The sequence below is a fragment of the Mycobacterium sp. genome, from assembly GCF_965229265.1.
In the GTDB taxonomy this organism is placed as follows: domain Bacteria; phylum Actinomycetota; class Actinomycetes; order Mycobacteriales; family Mycobacteriaceae; genus Mycobacterium.
Map to the genome: position 1 here is coordinate 434909 of NZ_CBDDIY010000012.1, position 21411 is coordinate 456319.

At 67.0% G+C, this 21411-nt stretch carries 19 protein-coding genes; 11 read left to right on the forward strand and 8 right to left on the reverse strand.

What is annotated here, in order from left to right; all coding sequences use genetic code 11:
- The first annotated feature begins 2 nt into the window (after positions 1 to 2).
- Positions 3 to 1469, forward strand: coding sequence for an alpha,alpha-trehalose-phosphate synthase (UDP-forming) (locus ADBZ9K_RS19795; protein ID WP_526623444.1), 1467 nt, complete (start codon positions 3 to 5; stop codon positions 1467 to 1469).
- Between the two features lie 13 nt (positions 1470 to 1482).
- Here the strand turns inward: ADBZ9K_RS19795 and ADBZ9K_RS19800 are convergent, their stop codons facing one another.
- Together ADBZ9K_RS19800 and ADBZ9K_RS19805 are read right to left on the reverse strand one after the other, a co-directional pair.
- Positions 1483 to 2421 carry a 3-oxoacyl-ACP reductase gene (locus ADBZ9K_RS19800; RefSeq protein WP_526624252.1) on the reverse strand — a complete coding sequence of 313 codons (939 nt, stop codon included), beginning with the start codon at positions 2419 to 2421 and terminating at the stop codon, positions 1483 to 1485.
- A 4-nt stretch (positions 2422 to 2425) separates the two neighbouring features.
- Entirely contained in the window at positions 2426 to 2617 is a 192-nt protein-coding gene (locus ADBZ9K_RS19805) for a ferredoxin (RefSeq protein WP_526623446.1), read from the reverse strand.
- A 176-nt stretch (positions 2618 to 2793) separates the two neighbouring features.
- Between ADBZ9K_RS19805 and ADBZ9K_RS19810 the strand changes: the two genes are divergently transcribed.
- From ADBZ9K_RS19810 to ADBZ9K_RS19825, 4 genes are all read left to right on the forward strand, one after another.
- Complete coding sequence (locus ADBZ9K_RS19810; protein WP_526623448.1) at positions 2794 to 3978, forward strand: acyl-CoA dehydrogenase; 1185 nt, start codon at positions 2794 to 2796, stop codon at positions 3976 to 3978.
- A gap of 18 nt (positions 3979 to 3996) precedes the next feature.
- Positions 3997 to 5094 (forward strand): acyl-CoA dehydrogenase family protein, encoded by a 1098-nt coding sequence (locus tag ADBZ9K_RS19815; protein WP_526623450.1) that lies wholly within the window; start codon positions 3997 to 3999, stop codon positions 5092 to 5094.
- 8 nt (positions 5095 to 5102) lie between these two features.
- The gene (gene fadD17 / locus ADBZ9K_RS19820; RefSeq protein WP_526623452.1) at positions 5103 to 6635 is read left to right on the forward strand and encodes a long-chain-fatty-acid--CoA ligase FadD17; all 1533 of its coding nucleotides are present in this window, start codon (positions 5103 to 5105) and stop codon (positions 6633 to 6635) included.
- Positions 6636 to 6795: 160 nt separating this feature from the next.
- Positions 6796 to 7848, forward strand: a complete 1053-nt coding sequence (locus ADBZ9K_RS19825) for a ligand-gated ion channel (protein ID WP_526623454.1) — start codon at positions 6796 to 6798, stop codon at positions 7846 to 7848.
- A 40-nt stretch (positions 7849 to 7888) separates the two neighbouring features.
- Here ADBZ9K_RS19825 and ADBZ9K_RS19830 read toward each other — a convergent pair whose 3' ends face one another.
- From ADBZ9K_RS19830 to fadD19, 3 genes are all read right to left on the reverse strand, one after another.
- The gene (locus ADBZ9K_RS19830; RefSeq protein ID WP_526623456.1) at positions 7889 to 9445 is read right to left on the reverse strand and encodes an acetolactate synthase large subunit; all 1557 of its coding nucleotides are present in this window, start codon (positions 9443 to 9445) and stop codon (positions 7889 to 7891) included.
- Between the two features lie 77 nt (positions 9446 to 9522).
- Positions 9523 to 10653 carry an NAD(P)H-dependent flavin oxidoreductase gene (locus tag ADBZ9K_RS19835; RefSeq protein ID WP_526623458.1) on the reverse strand — a complete coding sequence of 377 codons (1131 nt, stop codon included), beginning with the start codon at positions 10651 to 10653 and terminating at the stop codon, positions 9523 to 9525.
- Positions 10653 to 12305, reverse strand: a complete 1653-nt coding sequence (fadD19, locus tag ADBZ9K_RS19840; protein WP_526623460.1) for a medium/long-chain-fatty-acid--CoA/3-oxocholest-4-en-26-oate--CoA ligase — start codon at positions 12303 to 12305, stop codon at positions 10653 to 10655. The genes ADBZ9K_RS19835 and fadD19 overlap by 1 nt, the downstream gene beginning before the upstream one ends.
- Before the next feature lie 59 nt (positions 12306 to 12364).
- Here fadD19 and ADBZ9K_RS19845 point away from each other — a divergent pair, with 59 nt between their 5' ends.
- Positions 12365 to 13165 (forward strand): crotonase/enoyl-CoA hydratase family protein, encoded by an 801-nt coding sequence (locus tag ADBZ9K_RS19845; RefSeq protein ID WP_526623462.1) that lies wholly within the window; start codon positions 12365 to 12367, stop codon positions 13163 to 13165.
- Positions 13166 to 13184: 19 nt separating this feature from the next.
- Here ADBZ9K_RS19845 and ADBZ9K_RS19850 read toward each other — a convergent pair whose 3' ends face one another.
- Positions 13185 to 13859 (reverse strand): cutinase family protein, encoded by a 675-nt coding sequence (locus ADBZ9K_RS19850; RefSeq protein ID WP_526624254.1) that lies wholly within the window; start codon positions 13857 to 13859, stop codon positions 13185 to 13187.
- Positions 13860 to 14107: 248 nt separating this feature from the next.
- Positions 14108 to 15319 (reverse strand): cytochrome P450, encoded by a 1212-nt coding sequence (locus ADBZ9K_RS19855; RefSeq protein ID WP_526623464.1) that lies wholly within the window; start codon positions 15317 to 15319, stop codon positions 14108 to 14110.
- Positions 15320 to 15364: 45 nt separating this feature from the next.
- Here ADBZ9K_RS19855 and ADBZ9K_RS19860 point away from each other — a divergent pair, with 45 nt between their 5' ends.
- Positions 15365 to 16084, forward strand: a complete 720-nt coding sequence (locus ADBZ9K_RS19860; RefSeq protein ID WP_526623466.1) for an acetoacetate decarboxylase family protein — start codon at positions 15365 to 15367, stop codon at positions 16082 to 16084.
- Positions 16085 to 16142: 58 nt separating this feature from the next.
- Here ADBZ9K_RS19860 and ADBZ9K_RS19865 read toward each other — a convergent pair whose 3' ends face one another.
- Positions 16143 to 17174, reverse strand: coding sequence for an LLM class F420-dependent oxidoreductase (locus ADBZ9K_RS19865; protein ID WP_526623468.1), 1032 nt, complete (start codon positions 17172 to 17174; stop codon positions 16143 to 16145).
- A 67-nt stretch (positions 17175 to 17241) separates the two neighbouring features.
- On the opposite strand from ADBZ9K_RS19865, the gene ADBZ9K_RS19870 reads away from it, so the two are divergent.
- The 4 genes from ADBZ9K_RS19870 to ADBZ9K_RS19885 are packed head-to-tail and all read left to right on the forward strand — an operon-like array spanning position 17242 to position 21383.
- Entirely contained in the window at positions 17242 to 18234 is a 993-nt protein-coding gene (locus tag ADBZ9K_RS19870; protein ID WP_526623469.1) for a Zn-ribbon domain-containing OB-fold protein, read from the forward strand.
- 16 nt (positions 18235 to 18250) lie between these two features.
- Positions 18251 to 19318 (forward strand): beta-ketoacyl-[acyl-carrier-protein] synthase family protein, encoded by a 1068-nt coding sequence (locus ADBZ9K_RS19875; RefSeq protein WP_526623471.1) that lies wholly within the window; start codon positions 18251 to 18253, stop codon positions 19316 to 19318.
- On the forward strand, positions 19318 to 20499 hold the full coding sequence (locus ADBZ9K_RS19880; protein ID WP_526623473.1) for a thiolase family protein: 1182 nt from the start codon (positions 19318 to 19320) through the stop codon (positions 20497 to 20499). The genes ADBZ9K_RS19875 and ADBZ9K_RS19880 overlap by 1 nt, the downstream gene beginning before the upstream one ends.
- Positions 20500 to 20504: 5 nt before the next feature.
- Positions 20505 to 21383, forward strand: a complete 879-nt coding sequence (locus ADBZ9K_RS19885; protein ID WP_526623475.1) for a TIGR03619 family F420-dependent LLM class oxidoreductase — start codon at positions 20505 to 20507, stop codon at positions 21381 to 21383.
- Positions 21384 to 21411: the final 28 nt, after the last annotated feature.

Consider the following 21411-nt stretch of genomic DNA (forward strand, 5'->3'; position numbering starts at 1 on the left):
CGGTGTCCGGAGACCGGAAACCCGCCCCCTCCGGAAACTCTGACTTCGTGGTCGTAGCCAACCGGCTCCCGATCGACATGGAGCGGTTGCCCGACGGCACCGTCACCTGGAAACGCAGCCCCGGGGGGCTGGTCACCGCGCTGGAGCCGTTGCTGCGCCGGCAGCGGGGTGCCTGGATCGGCTGGCCCGGTGTCGTCGACGGCCCCGAGGAGCCGATCGTCGAGGAGGGCCTGCAGCTGTTCCCGGTGAAGCTCAGCGCCGAGGACGTCGCCGAATACTACGAGGGCTTCTCCAATGCCACGCTGTGGCCGCTGTACCACGATGTGATCGTCAAGCCGATCTACCACCGCGAATGGTGGGATCGCTACGTCGACGTCAATCGGCGCTTCGCCGAGGCTACCTCCCGAGCGGCGGCCGAGGGTGCGACGGTGTGGGTGCAGGACTACCAGCTGCAGCTGGTGCCGAAGATGCTGCGGATGCTGCGGCCGGATCTGACGATCGGGTTCTTCCTACACATCCCGTTCCCACCGGTCGAGTTGTTCATGCAGTTGCCGTGGCGCACCGAGATCATCGAGGGCCTGCTGGGTGCCGACCTCGTCGGGTTCCACCTACCCGGCGGCGCGCAGAATTTCCTGTTCCTGTCGCGGCGCCTGGTCGGCGCCAACACCTCGCGAGCCTCGGTCGGGGTGCGGTCGCGGTTCGGTGAGGTGCAGCTGGGGTTCCGCACCGTCAAGGTCGGTGCGTTCCCCATCTCGATCGACTCCGCCGACCTGGATCGCACGGCCCGCAACCGCGGAATCCGGCGGCGCGCCAAGGAGATTCGCGCCGAGCTCGGCAGTCCCCGCAAGATACTGCTCGGTGTCGACCGGCTCGACTACACCAAGGGCATCGACGTTCGGCTCAAAGCGTTCTCGGAACTGGTCGCCGAGGGGCGCGCCAAGCGCGACGACACCGTCCTGGTGCAGCTGGCCACCCCGAGCCGGGAGCGGGTGGACAGCTACCGGATCTTGCGCAACGAAATCGAGCAGCAGGTCGGCCACATCAACGGCGAGTACGGCGAGGTCGGCCATCCGGTAGTGCATTACCTGCACCGGCCGGTGCCGCGTGATGAGCTGATCGCGTTCTTCGTGGCCGCCGACGTCATGCTGGTGACACCGCTGCGCGACGGAATGAACCTGGTTGCCAAGGAGTACGTCGCGTGTCGCAGCGACCTGGGCGGCGCCCTGGTGCTCAGCGAATTCACCGGTGCGGCAGCCGAACTCCGGCAGGCTTACCTGACCAACCCGCACGACCTGGAAGGTGTCAAGGACACCATCGAGGCCGCGCTGAACCAGACGCCGGAGGAAGGCCGCCGCCGGATGCGGGCGCTGCGCCGCCAGGTTCTGGCGCACGACGTCGACCGCTGGGCACGGTCCTTCCTCGACGCCCTGGCCGACGCCAAGGCGGGTACGAGTTCCGCGGTCGAGTAGATCGACCGGCGGCTCAGTCGCCCATCAACCCCATCACGCCGAACGTGCGTTCGGGATCGCGGTCGGCGAAGTACTCGCTCATGGATGCGCTCAGCGCCGTCGGGTCCCAGGCTGGACCGTCGGCATGGAACCGGTGCTCGGCCGTCGGAGCAGCCACCAGCGTCACCGTGGGACCGTAGACGACGAAGATCTGCCCGCTGATCTTCTGCGAGGCCGGCGAGGCGAGATAGCGCACCAGGGTGACCACATGGTCGGGTGAGAGCGGATCGACCTGACCTTCCGGTGGGGCCTCACCGAACACCTCGGCGGTCATCGCCGTGCGCGCCCGCGGCGCGATTGCGTTGGCCGTCACCCCGTACCGGCCCAGTGCCCGCGACGCGGTCAACGTCAACGCGGTGATCCCAGCCTTGGCGGCGCCGTAGTTCGCCTGCCCGACCGGACCGGACAACCCGGCCTCCGAGGAGGTGTTGATGATCCGGCCGTAGACCGAACCGGCCCCATCAGTCCCGGCCGATTTGGCCTTGTTGCGCCAGTACGTTGCCGCGTTGCGGGTCAGCAGGAAGTGGCCCCGCAGGTGCACCGCGATGACGGCGTCCCAGTCTTCGTCGGACATGTTGAACAGCATCCGGTCGCGGGTGATACCGGCGTTGTTCACGACGATGCTCAGCCCGCCCAGCGAATCGGCGGTCTCCACCAGTTCGTCGGCCGTCGAGCGCTGGCTGATGTCACCGATCACGGCCACACCCTTGGACCCGGCGGCGCTGATCTCGTCCAGCACGTCGGAAGCGTCGAGGGCTTTGGCCATGTCGTTGACCACGACGGTCGCGCCAGAGCGGGCCAGTCCAATGGCCTCGGCGCGTCCCAGCCCCGCGGCAGCGCCGGTCACCACCGCGACGCGTCCGGACAGGTCGGTCAGTTCGTCAGACACGTCATGTGCAGTCAACTTATGAATACCTCTAGTCCTTGCGGGTCAGGGCTGCGCGGGGGCATTCGGCGATGGCCTGCTCGGCCAGCGCCTCCTCATCGGCCGGGATCGGATCCTTGGTGACGAGGACGTAATCGTCGTCATCGAGTTCGAACAGGTCCGGCGCGATTCCTACACAGACAGCGTTACCTTCACAGCGATCACGGTCGACTTCGACACGCATGACAACCTCCTTGCCCAACAGACCCCGACGTCCGGGGACGTTCGCAGCACCACCATACGACCAGACGGTTCGATGCCTGGCCCTAACGGGCGCTGGACCCCAAGACTAGAACGTGTTACAACCAGGAGTGTCGGCGGGTCGCCGGCCTCAGGCAACTCAGCGAAGGATTCAGGCTCATGCGGATCAGTTACACCCCTGAACAAGAGGAGCTGCGCCGCGAGTTGCGGACGTATTTCGGCAAGCTGATGACCCCGGAGCGCCAGGAAGCGCTGATGTCGACCTCCGGCGGCGAGATCGGCACCGGCAACGTCTACCGCGAGACCGTCTCCCAGATGGGCAAGGACGGCTGGCTCACGCTGAACTGGCCGAAGGAGTACGGCGGCCAGAATCGCGACCCGATGGACTCGCTGATCTTCACCGACGAGGCGGCCATCGCCGGCGCGCCCGTGCCGTTCCTGACCATCAACAGCGTCGCGCCGACGATCATGGCCTACGGCACCGAGGAGCAGAAGAAGTTCTACCTGCCCAAGATCGCCTCCGGTGATCTGCACTTCTCGATCGGCTACTCCGAGCCCGGTGCCGGCACCGATCTGGCGGCGCTTCGCACCACCGCGGTGCTCGACGGCGACGACTACGTGGTCAACGGCCAGAAGATGTGGACCAGCCTGATCCAGTACGCCGACTACGTCTGGCTGGCGGTGCGCACCAACTCCGAAGCCAAAAAGCACCGCGGCATCTCCGTGCTGATCGTGCCGACCTCCGCCGAAGGCTTCTCCTGGACGCCGGTGCACACAATGGCCGGAGTCGGCACCAGCGCCACCTACTACCAGGACGTGCGCGTGCCGGTGAGCAGCCGGGTCGGCGAGGAGAACGGCGGCTGGAAGCTGGTCACCAACCAGCTCAACCACGAGCGCGTCGCGCTGGTTTCCGCCCAGCCGATCTTCTTGGCGCTCAACCAGGTTCGCGAGTGGGCCCAGAACACCAAGGATGCCCACGGCAACCGGCTGATCGATTCGGAATGGGTGCAGCTCAACCTCGCCCGCGTGCACGCCAAGGCCGAGTACCTGAAGTTGATCAACTGGGAGCTGGCCTCGGCCAAGAGCGGCACCCTCAACCCCGCCGACGCCTCGGCAGCCAAGGTGTTCGGTACCGAACTGGCCACCGAGGCCTACCGGCTGTTGATGGAGATCCTCGGCCCGTCGGCGACACTGCGCCAGGATTCACACGGCGTGCTACTGCGCGGGAAGGTCGAGCGGATGCACCGCTCCGCGCTGATCCTGACCTTCGGCGGCGGCACCAACGAGATTCAGCGCGACATCATCGGCATGGTGGCCCTGGGCCTGCCCCGAGTCAACCGCTGACCTGAGACGAGGACTGACATGGATTTCACCAGAACAGAAGCAGCACAGGATCTCTCGGGCTTGGTCCGCACCATCGTCGACGCGGTGTGCACACCCGAGCATCAGCGCGCGCTCGATCGCCTCGACCAGCGCTTCGACACCGAGTTGTGGCGCAAGCTGATCGACGCCGACATCCTGAGCACCGCAGCCCCGGAGTCGGTGGGTGGCGGCGGATTCGGCGTGCTCGAGCAGACGGCCATCCTGACCGCGCTGGGCCGCCAGCTCGCGGCGGTGCCGTATCTGGAGTCGGTGGTGCTGGCCGCCGGTGCGCTGGCCCGCTTCGGCTCCGCGGAGTTGCAGCAAGAGTGGGCGGCACCCGCCGTGGCAGGCGAGAAGATCCTGACCGTCGCCCTCGACGGCGAATGGGGCCAGGGCCCGGTGCAGGCCACCGCCTCCGGTGACGGATTCCGGCTGACCGGAACCCGCACCCAGGTCGCATTCGGCCCGGTCGCCGACGCGTTCCTGGTGCCGGCCGAATCCGACTCCGGCACCAAGGTCTTCCTGGTCGCGGCCGGCGACGCGGGGGTATCGGTGACGCCGCTGCTGACGACCGGCCTGAGCAGCGCCGGCGAGATCGACCTCGCGGGCGTCGAGGTGAGCACCGATCGCATCGTCGGCGACGCCGAGGTGTTGGCCTGGCTGACGACGCAAAGGACTCTGGGGTACAGCGCATTCCAGCTCGGCGTTCTCGAGCGGGCGCTGGAACTGACCGCCGAGTACGCCCGCACCCGTGAGCAGTTCGACCGCCCGATCGGCAGCTTCCAGGCCGTCTCAGCGCGGTTGGCCGATGACTACATCGAGATCAAGGGTCTGGGTTTGGCCATCATCCAGGCCGCGTGGCGGCTGTCGGAGGATCTGCCCGCCGATATCGAGGTGGCCACCGCGGCCTTCTGGGCGGCCGAGGCCGGGCATCGGGTGTCCCACACCACGGTGCATGTCCATGGCGGGGTCGGGATCGACATGGACCATCAGGTGCACCGCTACTTCCTCACCGCCAAGCAGGTCGAGTTCGGCCTCGGCGGAGCCACTGCGGCGCTGCGACAGATCGGGCGCGAACTGGCCGACACCCCGGCTTGACGTCTCCCGTGAGCGACGCGCCCACCGTCACCGACCTGCTGGTACCCCTGGCCGATGTCGACGACCGCGGGATCTACGCCGACGACGGCTCGTATTCCACCTGGCGCCAACATATTCAGGATGCCGCCGACCTAGTGACGGCACTGAGGGCTCGCTTCGACCCGGCGAAGCCGCCGCATGTCGGCGTGCTGTTGGGCAACACCCCGTTCTTCTCGTCGCTGCTTGTTGCGGCCGGCCTGTCCGGGTTGGTGCCGGTCGGGCTGAATCCCACCCGCCGCGGTCCGGCGCTGCGCCGCGACATCGAGCGGGCCGACTGCCAGGTGGTGCTCGCCGACGGCGATCCGGTCGGCGAGCAGAGCTACGGCGCCGGTTTCGCTCCCGCGGATATAGCGGTGATCGACGTGACCTCGGTGGCCTGGGCCGAGGAACTGGAGCAGTTCCGCGGATCACCGGTCACGTTCGCCCCCAGCACATTCGAAGATCTGTTCATGCTGATCTTCACCTCGGGAACCAGCGGCGACCCGAAGGCGGTGCGGTGCACACATGAGAAGGTGGCCGTCCCGGGGGTGATGCTCGCCGAGCGGTTCGGGCTCGGACCGAAAGACACCTGCTACCTGTCGATGCCGCTGTTCCACTCCAATGCGGTAATGGCGGGGTGGGCTCCCGCGGTCGCGGCCGGCGCATCGATTGCGTTGCGGCGCAAATTCTCTGCCTCCCAGTTCATCCCCGATGCGCGCCGGTTCCATGCCACCTACGCCAACTATGTCGGCAAGCCGATGTCCTACATCCTGGCCACCCCGCCGCGCCCCGACGACGCCGACAACCCGTTGCGCATCGTCTACGGCAACGAGGCCGCACCGCGCGACATCGAGCGGTTCGCCGAGCGGTTCGGCGTGACGGTCGTCGACGGGTTCGGTTCCACCGAAGGCGGGGTGAACATCGCCCGCACGCCCGACACCCCGGAGGGAGCGCTCGGGCCGCTGCCGGAGGGCCTGGAGATCGTCGACGTCGACACCGGCCGGCCCTGCCCGCCGGGCGTGATCGGCGAGTTGGTCAATCTCACCGGGCCGGGCAACTTCCGCGGCTACTACAACGACCACGACGCCGAAGCCGAGCGCATGGTGGGCGGGGTGTACCACAGCGGCGACCTGGCCTACCGGGACGAATCGGGATACGTGCACTTCGCCGGCCGGCTGGGCGACTGGATGCGGGTCGACGGCGAGAACCTCGGCACCGCACCGATCGAGCGGGCGCTGATGCGCTACCCCGACGTGACCGAGGCGGTGGTCTACGCCATCCCCGACCCGAATGTCGGCGACCGGGTGATGGCGGCACTGGTGCTGCCCGACGGGGTGGCCTTCGACCCGGCCGCATTCCGCGATTTCCTGAGCGCCCAGGACGATCTGGGGCCCAAGCAGTGGCCGTCCTACGTGCGGGTGAGCACCGCCCTTCCGCGCACCGAGACGTTCAAGATCATCAAGCGGACCCTCTCGGCCGAGGCGCTGGACTGCGCGGACCCGGTGTTCGAAATTTCACGCTGAGGCTGCTCAGCCGTCCACGACACACATACGCGCGTTGGCAGGCAGTCGACGGCCACTATGTGAGGATCTGCCCACAGAGATGATCAGGCCCGCAACGGGGCCGAGGACCACCGTGCTGGGTGGTGGAGGGCGGTGTATTTCCATGCGGCTACTTGGTCGCATGCCGGCGAGCGTGGTCCGCATCCTGCTGGCAGCGAGCATCATCGTGGCAATCCCGTTGGCAATGCCCGCATCATCGAACGCGGACACGGGTGCCGACAAGGTCTTCGTTGGCGCCTACATCAAGGACTTGCAGGACATCAATCTGGCCTCGGAGAGCTTCACCGTGGACTTCTATCTGTGGCTGCGGTGGACGAATCCGAAGATCAACCCGTCGGCCACCATCGAATCGATGAATTCCAACGGTTTTCAGAACACCACGACCTCGTCCACCGGTGGTGTCGCCCCCAAGCCGCTCTACGACGCCCCGGTCGATCTACCCGACGGATCGAAGTACATGCTGCTGCGCTACCAGGGCGTCTTCAGCAGGAAGCTGATGCTCCAGGACTACCCGTTCGACACCCAGATCCTGCGCATCGTGTTCAAGGACGAGGTCGCCAAGGGCGACAAGCTGGAGTATGTCGCCGACCCGAAGCCGATCTCGATCAACAAGTCGTTGATGATGTCGATTCCGGGCTTCTCGTTGGGGACGCCGACGCTGACCATCGTGCAGCATCGCTACGAAACCGATTTCGGTAACCCGTCAGCCTCGGCCGATGCGCCGTTCTCCTGCATCAGGATCGAACTCCCGGTCACGCGCAATGTGCTGCCCTACCTGGTGAAGATCGTCCTGCCCATTTTCATCGTCATCCTGGTGACCTCGTTGATCTACGTTCTGCCGGCACGCCTGGAGGAGGCGCGCGCCGGCATTGGCGTCACCGCGCTGCTGACGATCGTCGCGCTGCAGTGGAGCGCCGACTCTGACCTGCCGTCCGTCGAGTATCTGACCATGCTGGATCTGATCTACATCCTGTCGATGGTCTACATCGCCGCCGCGATGGGCTATACGGTGCTGGCCAGCCGGAGGAACAAACACGAGCAAGCCCAAGCTCTGACGGCAGCGGTGGACCGGCGGGTGGGTGTGATCTCCCTTGCCGTCTATGCGGCGCTCGTCGCGCTGACGATGTATCTGTACCTGCACCAAGCGCATCCGGTCACCGAGCACTTTCTTTAACCGATGACGGGTGTGCCCGGCGGCGGCCACGCCGCCGGACTCAGCCCGCGATCGAGGGCATGAGGGCCTCGATAAGGTGCGGGCCGGGCTCGTCGAAGGCCCACCGCAGCGCCTCGGCCAGTTCTTCGGCCGTCCCGACCCGGCGGGCGGGCACCCCCATCCCCTTGGCGATGCGGACGAAATCCAGGGTGGGCCCGGTCAAGTCGAGCAGCGACTCCGCCTTGGGCCCCGGCCGCTGCCCCTCGCCGGTCTGCGCGCCGACCCGCTGCAGCTCGATCCGCAGAATGTCGTAGGCCCGGTTGGCGTACACGACGGTGGTGACGTCGAGATGCTCACGGGCTTGGGTCCACAGCGCCGAGATGGTGTACATGGCCGATCCGTCGGACTCCAGACACAGCACCGGCCGGTCCGGGGAGGCGATCGCGGCGCCGACCGACACCGGCAGCGCAAACCCGATGGCACCGCCGGTCAGCGTCAGCCAATCGTGTGCCGGCGCACCGGCTGTCGCTTGTGGCAGCAGGAATCCCGACGTGTTGGACTCGTCGACGACGATGGCCCGTTCGGGTAGCAGCGCGCCGATGACGTCGGCCGAGGTCTGCACGTTCAGCGGGCCGGACGGCAGTGCCGGGCGCGACAGGGCCGCCGTCACGGCGACCTCCGCCGGGGCCAACTCCTGGGCCAGTCGGCTCAATGCCTCGGCGGCACCGACCGGGCCGGCCAGCGTGTGCACCACGCAGCCGTCGGGCACCAGATCACTCGGCTTGCCCGGGTAGGCGAAGAACGACACCGGGTGCGGTGCACCGGCCAGTACCAGGTGGCGGACGCCGGTGAGCTGGGCGGTCGCCGCTTCGGCGAAGTAGGCCAGCCGCTCGGCCGCCGGGACACCCGCCCCGCGCTCCAGCCGGGTCGGGAAGGTCTCGCACAGCACCCGCGCCCCGCACGCCTGAGCCACCCGGGCCGCCGCGGACAGGCCCGCCGCGCGGGTGGCATCACCGCCCACCATGATGACGGTCGGCTCGCCCGATCGCAGCGCGGCGTGGATATCGGCGGTGTCATGCGACACCGAAACCTGTTCGGCTGCAGTATCTTCCACCTGACCGCCCTCGCTCCAGGAGACGTCGGCGGGCAGGATCAGCGTCGAGATATGCCGGTGGATGCGAGCTGACTCGATGGCCTCGGCGGCGTCGGCGGCCACGTCGGCGACGGCGAGGGTCCGTCGCAGCCACCCGGACACCGTTCCCGCGACCGAGTCGATGTCGGACTCCAACGGCGCGTCGTACTGCTTGTGGTAGGTGGCGTGGTCGCCGACCACCACCAGCATCGGCACCACGGCGCGACGCGCATTGTGCAGGTTGGCCAGGCCGTTGCCCAGGCCGGGGCCCAGGTGCAGGAGCACCGCGGCGGGGTCCTCGGACATCCGGGCGTAGCCGTCGGCCGCCCCGGTGGCGACCCCCTCGAAGAGGGTGAGCACGCCGCGCATGCGCGGCACGGAGTCCAGCGCGGCAACGAAGTGCATCTCCGATGTGCCGGGGTTGGCAAAGCAGACCCGCACGCCGTTGTCGACCAGCGTGGTGATCAACGCCTGTGCGCCGTTCATGCGGCAACCGTCAACATGTGAACGCCCACACGGCGTTGTCGATCGTCATGGGGTTCGACTGTAGACGCGCGCCTCGATCAGCTGTCGCGGACCGCGTCCAATCGTCGGGTCGCGGCTTCGAAGCCGGCAACCAGGTCGGCGATGATATCGGCGACGGGCCGGATCTCGTTCATCCGGCCCACGATCTGGCCGACCGGCATCGCGACGGTGGTGGGGTCGGCGGAGGCACTCATCCGCTGATGAGCCTCGCTGACCAGCACGTTCTGCAACGGCATCGGCAGCGGCTCTGGCGCATCCTCGGCGTCCCAGGCATCGGTCCAGCGGCTCTTGAGCAGCCGCGCCGGCTTGCCGGAGTAGATCCGTCGGCGCACCGTGTCGCTGGACGTCGCGGCAAGCAGCGCCTGCTGGATCACCGAGGGTCCGGCACCGCCACGCACGCCGAGGTCATACTCGGCGGCGGCGAGGAACGCCGAGCCCATCCAGACGCCGGAGGCGCCGAGTGCCAGCGCGGCGGCCACCTGCCGGCCGGTGCCGATTCCGCCGGCGGCGAGCACCGCGGTCTGCGGGGACGCCGCGGCCAGCTCGTCGGCGATCTCCGGCCACAACACCACCGAGCCGATCTCACCGGTGTGCCCACCGGCCTCATGGCCCTGGGCGATGACGATGTCGACCCCGTTCTCGGCGTGGCGCAGTGCGTGCTTGGCCGAGCCGGCCAGCGCGGCCACCGGAACGCCGGCCTCGTGGGCTTGGTCGATGACGTCTTTGGGCGGTGAGCCGAGTGCGTTGGCGATCAGTTTGATCGGATGCTTGAGCGCGACCTCGACGTGTGAGCGGGCGATGGAGTGCAGCCAGCCCAGCGTGCCCTCGTTGCGGGCGGCGTCATCGGGCAGTGCCGGCACGCCGAGGTCGGCCATCGTCTTGGCGACGAAGTCGCGGTGTGTCTGCGGGATCAGCTTGTCGAGGTCGACCGGGGCGCCCTCGGTGGGGATCTTGGCCGGCATCACGACGTCGACACCGTAGGGCTTTCCGTCGGTGTTCTCGTCCATCCAGACCAGCACGGCCTCGAGGTCCTCGGGATGGTTGAACCGCACACATCCCAACACCCCCATGCCGCCGGCGCGGGTGACCGCCGCGGCGACCTTCTCCGACGGGGTGAAGACGAAGATCGGGTAGTCGATGCCGAACCGGTCGCACAGCTCGGTACGCATCAGCTGGGGGCGCCCACATGCTTGGCGTGGACGTCGTCGGCCGGCCGCTGCTCGGTCTGCTCCTTGGCCCACTTGTAGTCCGGCTTACCGGCCGGCGATCGCTTGACCTCGCTGACCAGCCACAGGCTGCGCGGCACCTTGTAGCCGGCGATCTCCTTGCGCACGAACGCGTCCAGCTCGGCAAGGGTGGGCCGGGCACCCTCGCGGGGCGCAACGACGGCGGCGACGTGGTTGCCGAAGCGAGGGTCGGGAACACCGACCACGAGCGCGTCGAAGACGTCGGGATGGCCCTTGAGCGCGGCCTCCACCTCTTCGGGGTAGACCTTCTCCCCGCCGGTGTTGATCGACACCGAGCCGCGGCCCAGCATCGTCACGGTGCCGTCCTCCTCGACCGTGGCGTAGTCACCGGGGATCGCGTAGCGCACGCCGTTGATGGTGCGGAAGGTCTCGGCGGTCTTTTTCTCGTCCTTGTAGTAGCCGACCGGGATGTGGCCGCTCTTGGCGATGATGCCGCGCACGCCCGAGCCGGGCTTGACCTCGTTGCCCTCCTCGTCGAGCACCTTCACGTTCTTGTCGATGGTCACCCGCGGTCCGCTGGCATGGGACTCGCCCTTGGCCACCACGCTGCTGCCGCCGAAGCCGGTCTCCGAGGATCCGATCGAGTCGGTGATGATCCGGTTGGGCAGGAGCTCGAGGAACCTTTCCTTGAGGCTCGGGGAGAACAGCGCCGCGGTGCTGGCGAGCAGGAACAGCGAGGACAGGTCGCGATCCTCGGTGGTGCCCTCCAGTGCGTCCAACAGCGGCCGGCCCATGGCGTCACCGGTGAAGAACAGCAGGTTCGCCTTGTGCTTCTCGATGATGTTCCAGACGTCCGCGGCGTCGAACTCCGGCGCGAGGATGGTCGTCGAGCCGGTGAACAATGCACCCCAGGTGGCCGACTGGGTGGCGCCGTGGATCATCGGCGGGATCGGGAAGCGGACCAGCGGCGGACCGGCGGCGGCCTGCTTGGACAGGTCGTACTCGTCGGCGATGTACTCGCCGGTGGCGAAGTCGGTGCCGCCCAGCAGAACCCGGTAGATGTCCTCGTGGCGCCACATCACGCCCTTGGGGAAGCCGGTGGTTCCGCCGGTGTAGAGCAGGTAGATGTCGTCGGCGCTGCGCTCGGGGAAGTCCCGTTCCGGCGAGCCCGCTGCGATCGCTTCGTTGAACTCCACCCCGCCGTAGCGCTGGTAGTCCTTGTCCGTCCCATCCTCGATCACCAGGACGGTCTTGACGTTGGGGGTGTCGGGCAGCACGTTGGCCACCCGGTCGGAGTACTGGCGCTCGTGGACGAGAGCGACCATGTCGGAGTTCTCGAACATGTAGCGCAACTCGGCCTCGACATACCGGAAGTTGATGTTGACCATCACCGCACCGGCCTTGACGATGCCCAGCATCGCGATGACGATCTCGATGCGGTTGCGGCAATACAGCCCGACCTTGTCGTCCTTCTTCACGCCGTGGTCGATGAGGTAGTGGGCGAACCGGTTCGCCTTCTCCTCCAACTCGGCGTAGGTGATCTGTTCATCACCGCAAATCAGGGCAACACGGTCAGGCACAGCGTCGATGGCGTGCTCGGCTAGGTCGGCTATGTTCAAGGCCACGGAACCCAAATTAGAACGTGTTACATTTCTTGACAAGTCTGTGGTCTCGACGAAGAAAGGCAGGCACCATGAGCGAGCCCGGGAAGGGGCCCGACGCCCTCGTTGAGCAGCGCGGACACACGCTGATCGTCACACTCAACCGGCCCGAGGCGCGCAACGCGCTCTCGACCGAGATGCTCTCGATCATGGTGGACGCCTGGGACCGTGTCGACAACGATCCCGACATACGGGTCTGCATCCTGACCGGGGCCGGCGGCTACTTCTGCGCCGGCATGGACCTCAAGGCCGCGACCAAGGCCCCACCGGGGGACTCCTTCAAGAGCGGTAGCTACGACCCCACCCGCATCGACGGCCTGCTCAAGGGGCGCCGGCTGACGAAGCCGCTGATCGCCGCGGTCGAAGGCCCGGCGATCGCCGGCGGTACCGAGATCCTGCAGGGCACCGACATCCGGATCGCCGGTGAGAGCGCGAAATTCGGCATCTCCGAGGCGAAGTGGAGCCTGTACCCGATGGGCGGCTCGGCGGTGCGCCTGGTGCGCCAGATCCCCTACACGATCGCCTGCGACCTGCTGCTGACCGGTCGCCACATCACGGCGGCCGAGGCCCTGGAATACGGGCTGATCGGTTACGTCGTGCCCGACGGCACCGCACTGGACAAAGCGCTGGAGATCGCCGAGGTGATCGCGGGCAACGGCCCGTTGGCGGTGCAGGCGATCCTGCGCTCGATCCATGAGACCGAGGGCCTACACGAGAACGACGCGTTCAAGATCGACACCAAGATCGGTATCGAGGTGTTCCTCAGCGAGGACGCCAAGGAGGGCCCGCTGGCCTTCAAGGAGAAGCGCGCTCCGCAGTTCAAGATGCGGTAGCCAAGCGCTCCCCAGGTGGTCAGCCCTGGCCGTCTCCGGTGCGCTGCAACGGCTTACCGGCCTCGGCCGCGACCACATTGGCGGCCACGAACCCGGCGGCCTGTTCGGTCATCCCGTTGAGGGCGTAGGCGCCGTGGGCGGCACTGTCGCCGCCGGCCGGCGAACATACCGGGTCTTCGGGCACGCACTGGTCGATGGTCTTGGTGCTGTAGAGGCTGCCCACCGTGATCGGCGGCGCAGTGCGGTCGATGCTGTTCAGAAAGCCGTTGGAGGGTTTCCCGAACAACGCGACGGCGGCGACGTGCTTGGCGATCTCGGGCGCCATCGGCCCGGTGATCCCCGCCGGCGGGGTGTAGCCGTCCGGGATCTTGTCCGCGGTCACGTACCCGACCACCGCGGCCCCCTGCGAGTATCCGCCGAGCACCATCTGGGTGGCCGGACACCGGGCGGCCATGTCGCGGACCCGGTTGCTCGCGTCGATGACACCGTCGGCGGCGGTCGAGAAGTTGATCGAGGCAGGGTAATTCACCGGATAGACGTCGACCGACTTGCCACTCAGCTGCGGTTGAGCGCGCAGTTCGTCGGCGAACGCCTGCCCGATGTTCCCGACGCCCGGCGGCTCGAAGGTGCCGCGCGCGAAGACGACCTCAACGTCGGGGCAAGCCTCCTGGGCCGAGGCCCACGGCGTGCCCATCGGGGTCAGCAGCGCCGAGGCAGCCAATAGCGCCGCACTGAACAGCCGAGACGGCCAGCTGCTCGGTGGCAGCCCGCGCTCGATTCGGGCCTGATCGATTCCGTTGACACTCATGCCGCCCCACACGCTCGTAAAGGTGTTGCCCCGGCTCGGTCAGCCACACCGCTGACCCGGGGTGCGGTCGTATTTCCCAGAACCGGCGCCGGCCAAACACCTGCTGCTCAGCCCGGCGCGACAGTGGCCGGCCGCTAGGCCAGGACGGGCTTGGACGGGGTGAAGACCACCGGCATCTGCTCGAGACCGCTGACGAAGTTGGCCGGCCGAAGCGGCAGGGCGCCCTCGTCAGCCAGGCGCAGGTCCGGCAGCCGCTCCAGCAGCTTGCGGACCATGGTGGTCAACTCCAGGCGAGCCAGCTGGTTACCCAGGCAGAAGTGCGTTCCGAAGCCGAAGGCCATGTGACTGTTCGGATTACGGTCGATGCGGAAGTTCTCCGGGTCGCCGAACACCGACTCGTCGAAGTTGGCCGCCTCGAACATCAACAGCATCTTCTCCCCCGCACGCAGCGACGTGCCGTGGAACTCGACGTCCCGCAGCAGCGTTCGGGCCATGTTCTTCACCGGCGAGGTCCAGCGCAGCATCTCTTCGATCGCGCCGGGAACCAGGGTGTGGTCGGCCACCAGCCGCTGCCACTGATCCTCGTGGCGCAGAAGCTGTTCGGTGCCGCCGGACAGGGTGTGGCGGGTGGTCTCGTCGCCGCCGATCAGGATCAGCAACGTCTCGAAGATGATTTCGTCGTCGGCCATTCGCTGACCCTCGACCTCGGAGTTGACCAGAATCGAGAACAGGTCGTCGGTGGGCTCGGACCGCCGCTTGGCGATCGTCTCGGTGGCGTACGCCGAATAGCCGGCGAATGCGTCCATCACCGCCTGTAATGTCTCCGCGTCGGCGGCGGAGTTCAACCCACACACCAGATCGTCGGACCATTTCAACAGGGTGGCGCGCTCCTCGGGGAGCACACCGAGCATGTCACCGATGACTGCCATCGGCAGTGGGGCGGCGATGTCGCGGACGAAGTCGCACTCCCCCCGCTCGCAGACGGCGTCGATCAACGTGTCGCAGAGGGTGTCGATCCCGGCGATCTTGTCCATCACCCGCTTACGGGTGAAACCGGCGTTGACCAGCTTGCGGCGCAACAGATGTCCGGGATCGTCCATGTCGATCATGTAGGGCATGCCAGGCTGGTCCGGCCGGATCCCGCCGGTGTTGGAGAACGTCTCGGGATCGCGTTCGGCGTCGATCACCGCCTGATACGTCGCGGCGGCCGCCAAGCCATTGCGGTCGCGGAACACCGGCTCGTTGGCCCGCATCCAGCGATATGCCTCGCGCGCCGCCCCGTCCGCGTAGAACCTGCCGTCGGTGAGGTCCACGTCCGGCTTCGTCGTCACCAAAGTGCCCGTCATCTACTTACCTCCACAATCACTGACTGAGCGGATTACAGTGGCCGCATGTCTAATTCGCAGCACACCATCGCCGGCACAGTGCTCACCATGCCGGTACGGGTTCGCAAAGCCGACGTCCACAATGCGATGTTCTCGGTGCCTGCCGAAGCCGCCCAGAAGCTCATCGACTACAGCGGGCTTCAGGTCTGTCAGTTCCGCCCCGGACGCGCGATGGTGAACCTGATGCTCGCCCGCTACATCGACGGCGACCTGGGCAGGTACCACGAGTTCGGCACAAGCGTGATGGTCAACCCGCCCGGCTCGAACGCACATGGACTCAAGGCCCTCGGCGATGCCGCGGCCTTCATCCACCACCTGCCGGTCGACCAGTCCTTCACCTTGGAAGCCGGCCGGACGATTTGGGGCTACCCGAAAATCATGGCCGAGTTCAAGGTGCGCGACGCCAACCCGTTCTCCTTCGAAGTCAGCGAGGGCGGGTCGCTGATCGCGGCAATGGAGTTCAGCCGCGGCCTGCCGATTCCGTCGTTTCGCCATCGCCCCCGGGCGTTGACGTCCTACACGTCCAACAACGGCACGTTGCGGGAGGTGCACTCGGAGATGACCAACTCCGGGCTGCGGATGCGGCCGGCGGGGGTCCGGCTCACGCTCGGCGACCACCCCTACGCCAAGGAGCTGGCGTCGCTGGATCTGCCCAAGCGGGCGATGTTGGCCACGTCGGTGGCCAACGTCGCGATGGTCTTCGGCGACGCAACCATCCTCAGTTGAGCGGCCGGTCATCATCCGGTCAATCTAGATCCCCGGCTAGACAACTCGCAAGAAGTGTCTACAAGAGGGCGGCGGCTTCGTGGATCTGCTCGGAGCTGCGCGCCCCGATGACCATCATCGTGACCCCCGCCGCCTCCCAGGCGACGATCTGTTTGCGCACGTAGTCGATGTCGCCGACGATCGCGGAGTCGTCGACCAGCTCGTCGGGCACGGCTTTGGCGGCCTCGTCCTTGCGGTCGGAGCGGAACAGCCTGGTGACCTCGTCGACCACGTCCGAGTAGCCCATCCGCCGGTAGACATCGGCATGGAAGTTGGTGTCCTCGGCACCCATTCCGCCCATATAGAGCGCCAGATGCGGCTTGATCAGCTCGAGCACCGAGGCACGGTCATCGGTGACCACCACTTGCGCGGTCGCGCAGATCTCGAAGTCCTCCCGGCTGCGGCGTGCCCCCGGGCGGGCGAAGCCTTCGTCGAGCCACTCGTTGTACATCGGCGCCAGCCGCGGCGAGTAGAAGATCGGCAACCAGCCGTCACAGATCTCGGCCGCCAGCGCGACGTTCTTGGGCCCTTCCGCGCCGAGCATGATCGGGATGTCGGCACGCAGCGGATGCACGATCGGCTTGAGCGGCTTGCCCAATCCGGTGGTTCCTTCGCCGGTCAACGGCAACGGATAGTGCGGCCCAGCATTGGTGACCGGGGCCTGGCGGGCCCAGACCTGGCGGATGACGTCGATGTACTCACGCGTGCGCGCCAGCGGCTTGGGGAATTTCTGCCCGTACCAACCCTCGACCACCTGCGGCCCCGATACACCGAGCCCCAGGATGTGCCGGCCGCCGGAGAGGTGGTCCAGCGTCAGCGACGCCATCGCACACGCCGTCGGCGTGCGCGCCGACAGCTGCACCACCGAGGTGCCCAGCCGCATCCGGGTGGTTTCGCGACCCCACCACGCCAGCGGCGTGAAGGCGTCCGAACCCCACGCCTCGGCGGTGAACACCGTGTCGAAACCGGCCTCCTCGGCCGTGGCCACGAGCTCGGCGTGGTTGGTCGGTGGTTGTGCACCCCAATATCCGAGTTGCAGTCCCAGCTTCATCGCTGCCGCCTTTCTGACCGAGACCCGGTCCTTGCCACGATTCTTAGAACCTGTTCTACTCGATGCTGTGACAGCCAGCCAAAGCCGCCCGGCCTTGATCGATTCCCACGAACCGCCCCTTTCGGCGCCGCTGAAACTGTCGTTCGACTACACCCGTTCAGTCGGATCGACACTCGGCGCCTTCTTCACAGCTCTGCGCGATCGCCGCATCGTCGGCGTCCGCGGGTCCGATGGGCGAGTACTCGTTCCGCCCGCCGAATACGATCCGGTCACGTATGAACAATTGACCGAGATCGTACCGGTGGCAAGCGTCGGGACCGTGGAGTCCTGGAGCTGGCAGCCCGAGCCGCTGGCCGGTCAGCCGCTGGACCGGCCGTTCGCCTGGGCCCTGATCAAACTCGACGGCGCCGACATCGCGTTGTTGCACGCCGTCGACATCGACGGCCCGTCCGGCATCAAGTCCGGCGACCGAGTGCACGCACACTGGGCCGACGACACCGTCGGCTCGATCCACGACATCGCCTACTTCGTGCTCGGCGAGACCGCCGAGCCGGTGGCCGAGAGCAGCGACGACCTCGAGCCGGTCTCGATGATCGTCACGCCGATCGAGGTCGAAATCCAGCACAGCGCATCGCTTCCCGAGAGCGCCTACCTGCGCGCGTTGCGGGACGGCAAGCTGCTCGGCGCGCGTACCGGGGAGAACGGCAAGGTGTACTTCCCGGCGCGGGAAGCCGACCCGGCCACCGGCAAGGCGCTGGACAACTTCGTCGAGCTGCCCGACAGGGGCACGGTGACCACATTCGCGATCATCAACATCCCGTTCGCCGGGCAGAAGATCAAGCCGCCCTATGTCGCGGCCTACGTCCTGCTCGACGGCGCCGACATCCCGTTCCTGCATCTCATCCAGGAAATCGAGGTCTCCGAGGTGCGCATGGGCATGCGGGTGGAGGCGGTGTGGAAGCCGGCGGCCGAACGCGACTACGGCATCGACAACATCGAATACTTCCGGCCCACCGGCGAACCGGACGCCGACTACGCCAGCTACAAGCACCACCTGTAAAGAGGTTGAGGGCAGTATGAGTTCTCGCGATATCGCGGTGGTCGGCTTCGCGCACGCACCGCACGTCCGCCGCACCGACGGCACCACCAACGGCGTCGAAATGCTGATGCCGTGCTTTGCCGAGCTCTACGAGCAACTGGGCATCAACCAGCGCGATATCGGGTTCTGGTGCTCGGGCTCGTCGGATTACCTTGCTGGACGAGCCTTCTCGTTCATCTCGGCGATCGACTCGATCGGCGCCGTCCCGCCGATCAACGAGTCCCATGTCGAGATGGACGCCGCCTGGGCGCTCTACGAGGCCTACATCAAACTGCTGACCGGTGAGATCGACACCGCGCTGGTCTACGGTTTCGGCAAGTCATCGGCAGGCACGCTGCGCCGGGTGCTGGCCATGCAGACCGACCCGTACACCGTCGCGCCGCTGTGGCCCGATTCGGTGTCGATCGCGGGCTTACAGGCCCGCCTCGGCCTCGACTCGGGTAAGTGGACCCAGGAGCAGATGGCGCAGGTGGCGCTCGAGGTCTTCGCCAACTCCGAGCGCGTCGACTCCGAACAGCCGGCCACCACCGTCGACGAGCTGCTGTCCCGGCCGTTCTACGCCGACCCGCTGCGCCGCCACGACATCGCCCCGATCACCGACGGCGCCTCGGCCATCGTGCTCGCGGTGGGTGACCGGGCCCGTGAACTTCGCGAAAGGCCAGCCTGGATCACCGGTTTCGAGCACCGCATCGAGACCCCGGTGCTGGGTGCACGCGACCTCACCACGTCGCCGTCGACGGCCGTCTCGGCCAAGGTGGCGACCAACGGCGATGCCGGCTCCATCGAGGTGGCCGAGATCTACGCGCCGTTCACCCATCAGCAGCTGATCCTCACCGAGGCGATCGGCCTGAAGCCGTCGACCACAGTGAACCCGTCCGGCGGCGCTCTGGCGGCCAACCCGATGTTCTCGGCCGGTCTGGAGCGCATCGGCTTCGCCGCGCAGCACATCTTCGACGGTTCCGCCCAGCGGGTGCTGGCGCATGCAACGAGTGGACCTGCGCTGCAACAGAACATCGTGGCCGTGCTCGAGGGGAAGGATGCCTGATGGCCGGCAAGAATCTCGCCGCGGTGCTGGGAACCGGGCAGACGAAGTACGTCGCCAAGCGCAAGGACGTATCGATGAACGGCCTGGTGCGGGAGGCCATCGACAAAGCGCTGGCCGACTCCGGCTCGACGTTCGACGACATCGACGCCGTCGTTGTCGGCAAGGCGCCGGACCTGTTCGAGGGCGTGATGATGCCCGAGCTGTTCATGGCCGACGCCATGGGCGCCACCGGCAAGCCGTTGATCCGGGTGCACACCGCCGGATCGGTGGGCGGGTCGACTGCCATCGTGGCCGCCAGTCTGGTCCAGTCCGGAAAGTACCGCCGGGTGCTGGCCGTCGCCTGGGAGAAGCAGTCCGAATCCAATGCCATGTGGGCACTGTCGATCTCGGTTCCGTTCACCAAGCCGGTCGGCGCCGGCGCCGGCGGCTACTTCGCCCCGCACGTGCGGGCCTACATCAACCGCTCCGGCGCACCCAAGCACATCGGTGCGATCGTGGCCGTCAAGGACCGGCTCAACGGCGCCAAGAACCCGCTGGCCCACCTGCACCAGCCCGACATCACCGTCGAGAAGGTGATGGAGTCGCCGATGCTGTGGGACCCGATCCGCTACGACGAGACCTGCCCGTCGTCGGACGGCGCCTGCGCGATCGTCATCGGTGACGAACAGACGGCGGATCGCCGCGTCGCCGAAGGCAATACGGTCGCCTGGGTGCATGCCACCGCGCTGCGCACCGAGCCGCTGGCCTACAGCGGACGAGACCAGGTCAGCCCGCAGGCCGGCCGCGACGCGGCCGCCGCGCTGTGGAAGGCCGCGGGAATCACCAGCCCGATCGACGAGATCGATGTCGCCGAGATTTACGTGCCGTTCTCCTGGTTCGAGCCGATGTGGTTGGAAAATCTGGGATTTGCCGCCGAGGGTGAGGGCTGGAAGCTCACCGAGGCCGGCGAGACCGCGATCGGCGGCAAGCTGCCGGTCAACGCCTCCGGCGGTGTGTTGTCGTCGAACCCGATCGGTGCCTCGGGCATGATCCGGTTCGCCGAGGCCGCCATCCAGGTGATGGGCAAGGCCGGCGATCATCAGGTTCAGGGCGCCCGCAAGGCGCTGGGTCACGCCTACGGCGGCGGTTCGCAGTACTACTCGATGTGGGTGGTGGGTGCCGACAAGCCGGCCGCCAAGTGACGAGGATGCAGTACACGGTCAGCATCGCGTTCAGCCCGCTTGACCAGTTGATCGAAATTGCCAAGGCGGCAGAGGAACTCGGCTTCGACAACATCGCGTTGCCGGACTCGATCTTTTACTTCGAGACGCAGTCCGTCGACTATCCCTACACCGCCGACGGCAAGCGGATGTTCGACGAGAACTCGCCCTGGGTCGATCCGTTGATCCTCGCTGGCGCCTTGGGTGCGGTGACGGAAGAGCTCCGGTTCTACACCAACGTGATGAAGCTCGGCTCGCGAAACCCGCTGCTGCTTGCTCGCCAGGTGGGTTCGGTGGCGAACCTGACCAACAACCGGTTCGGCTTCGGAGTCGGGATCGGCTGGGCGCCGGAGGAATTCGAGTGGTGCGGGGTGCCCTTCGCGAAGCGGGGCAAGCGCGTCGACGAGATGATAGACGTCATAAAGCTTGTGCTCGCCGGCGGCATGGTCGAGTTTCACGGCGAGTTCTACGATTTTGACCGGCTCCAGATGAGTCCGGCGCCGTCAGAGCCGGTGCCGTTCTACGTCGGCGGCCACACCGATGTCGCGCTCAACCGCGCCGTCCGGGTCGGTAGCGGCTGGACCAGCGCGATGATGACCTGCGACCAGTTGGCCGAAACGATCGCCGAACTCAAGAAGAAGCTGGCCCAGGCCGGCCGGGGCGACGATCCCTTCGAGTACCAGGCAGTCTGCATCGACAAGTTCGGCGTCGACGGCCACCGCGACCTGGTGGCCGCGGGTGTCACCGACTACATCGGCATCCCTTGGGTGTTCGAAGGCCTTGGCTTCGACGCCCCGCTGGACAAGAAGCTGGACGCGATGAAGAGATTCGCCGACACCTACATCCATTCCGGTTGGCAGGACTGACGGTGGGAACGAGCGAGGACCGGAGCGA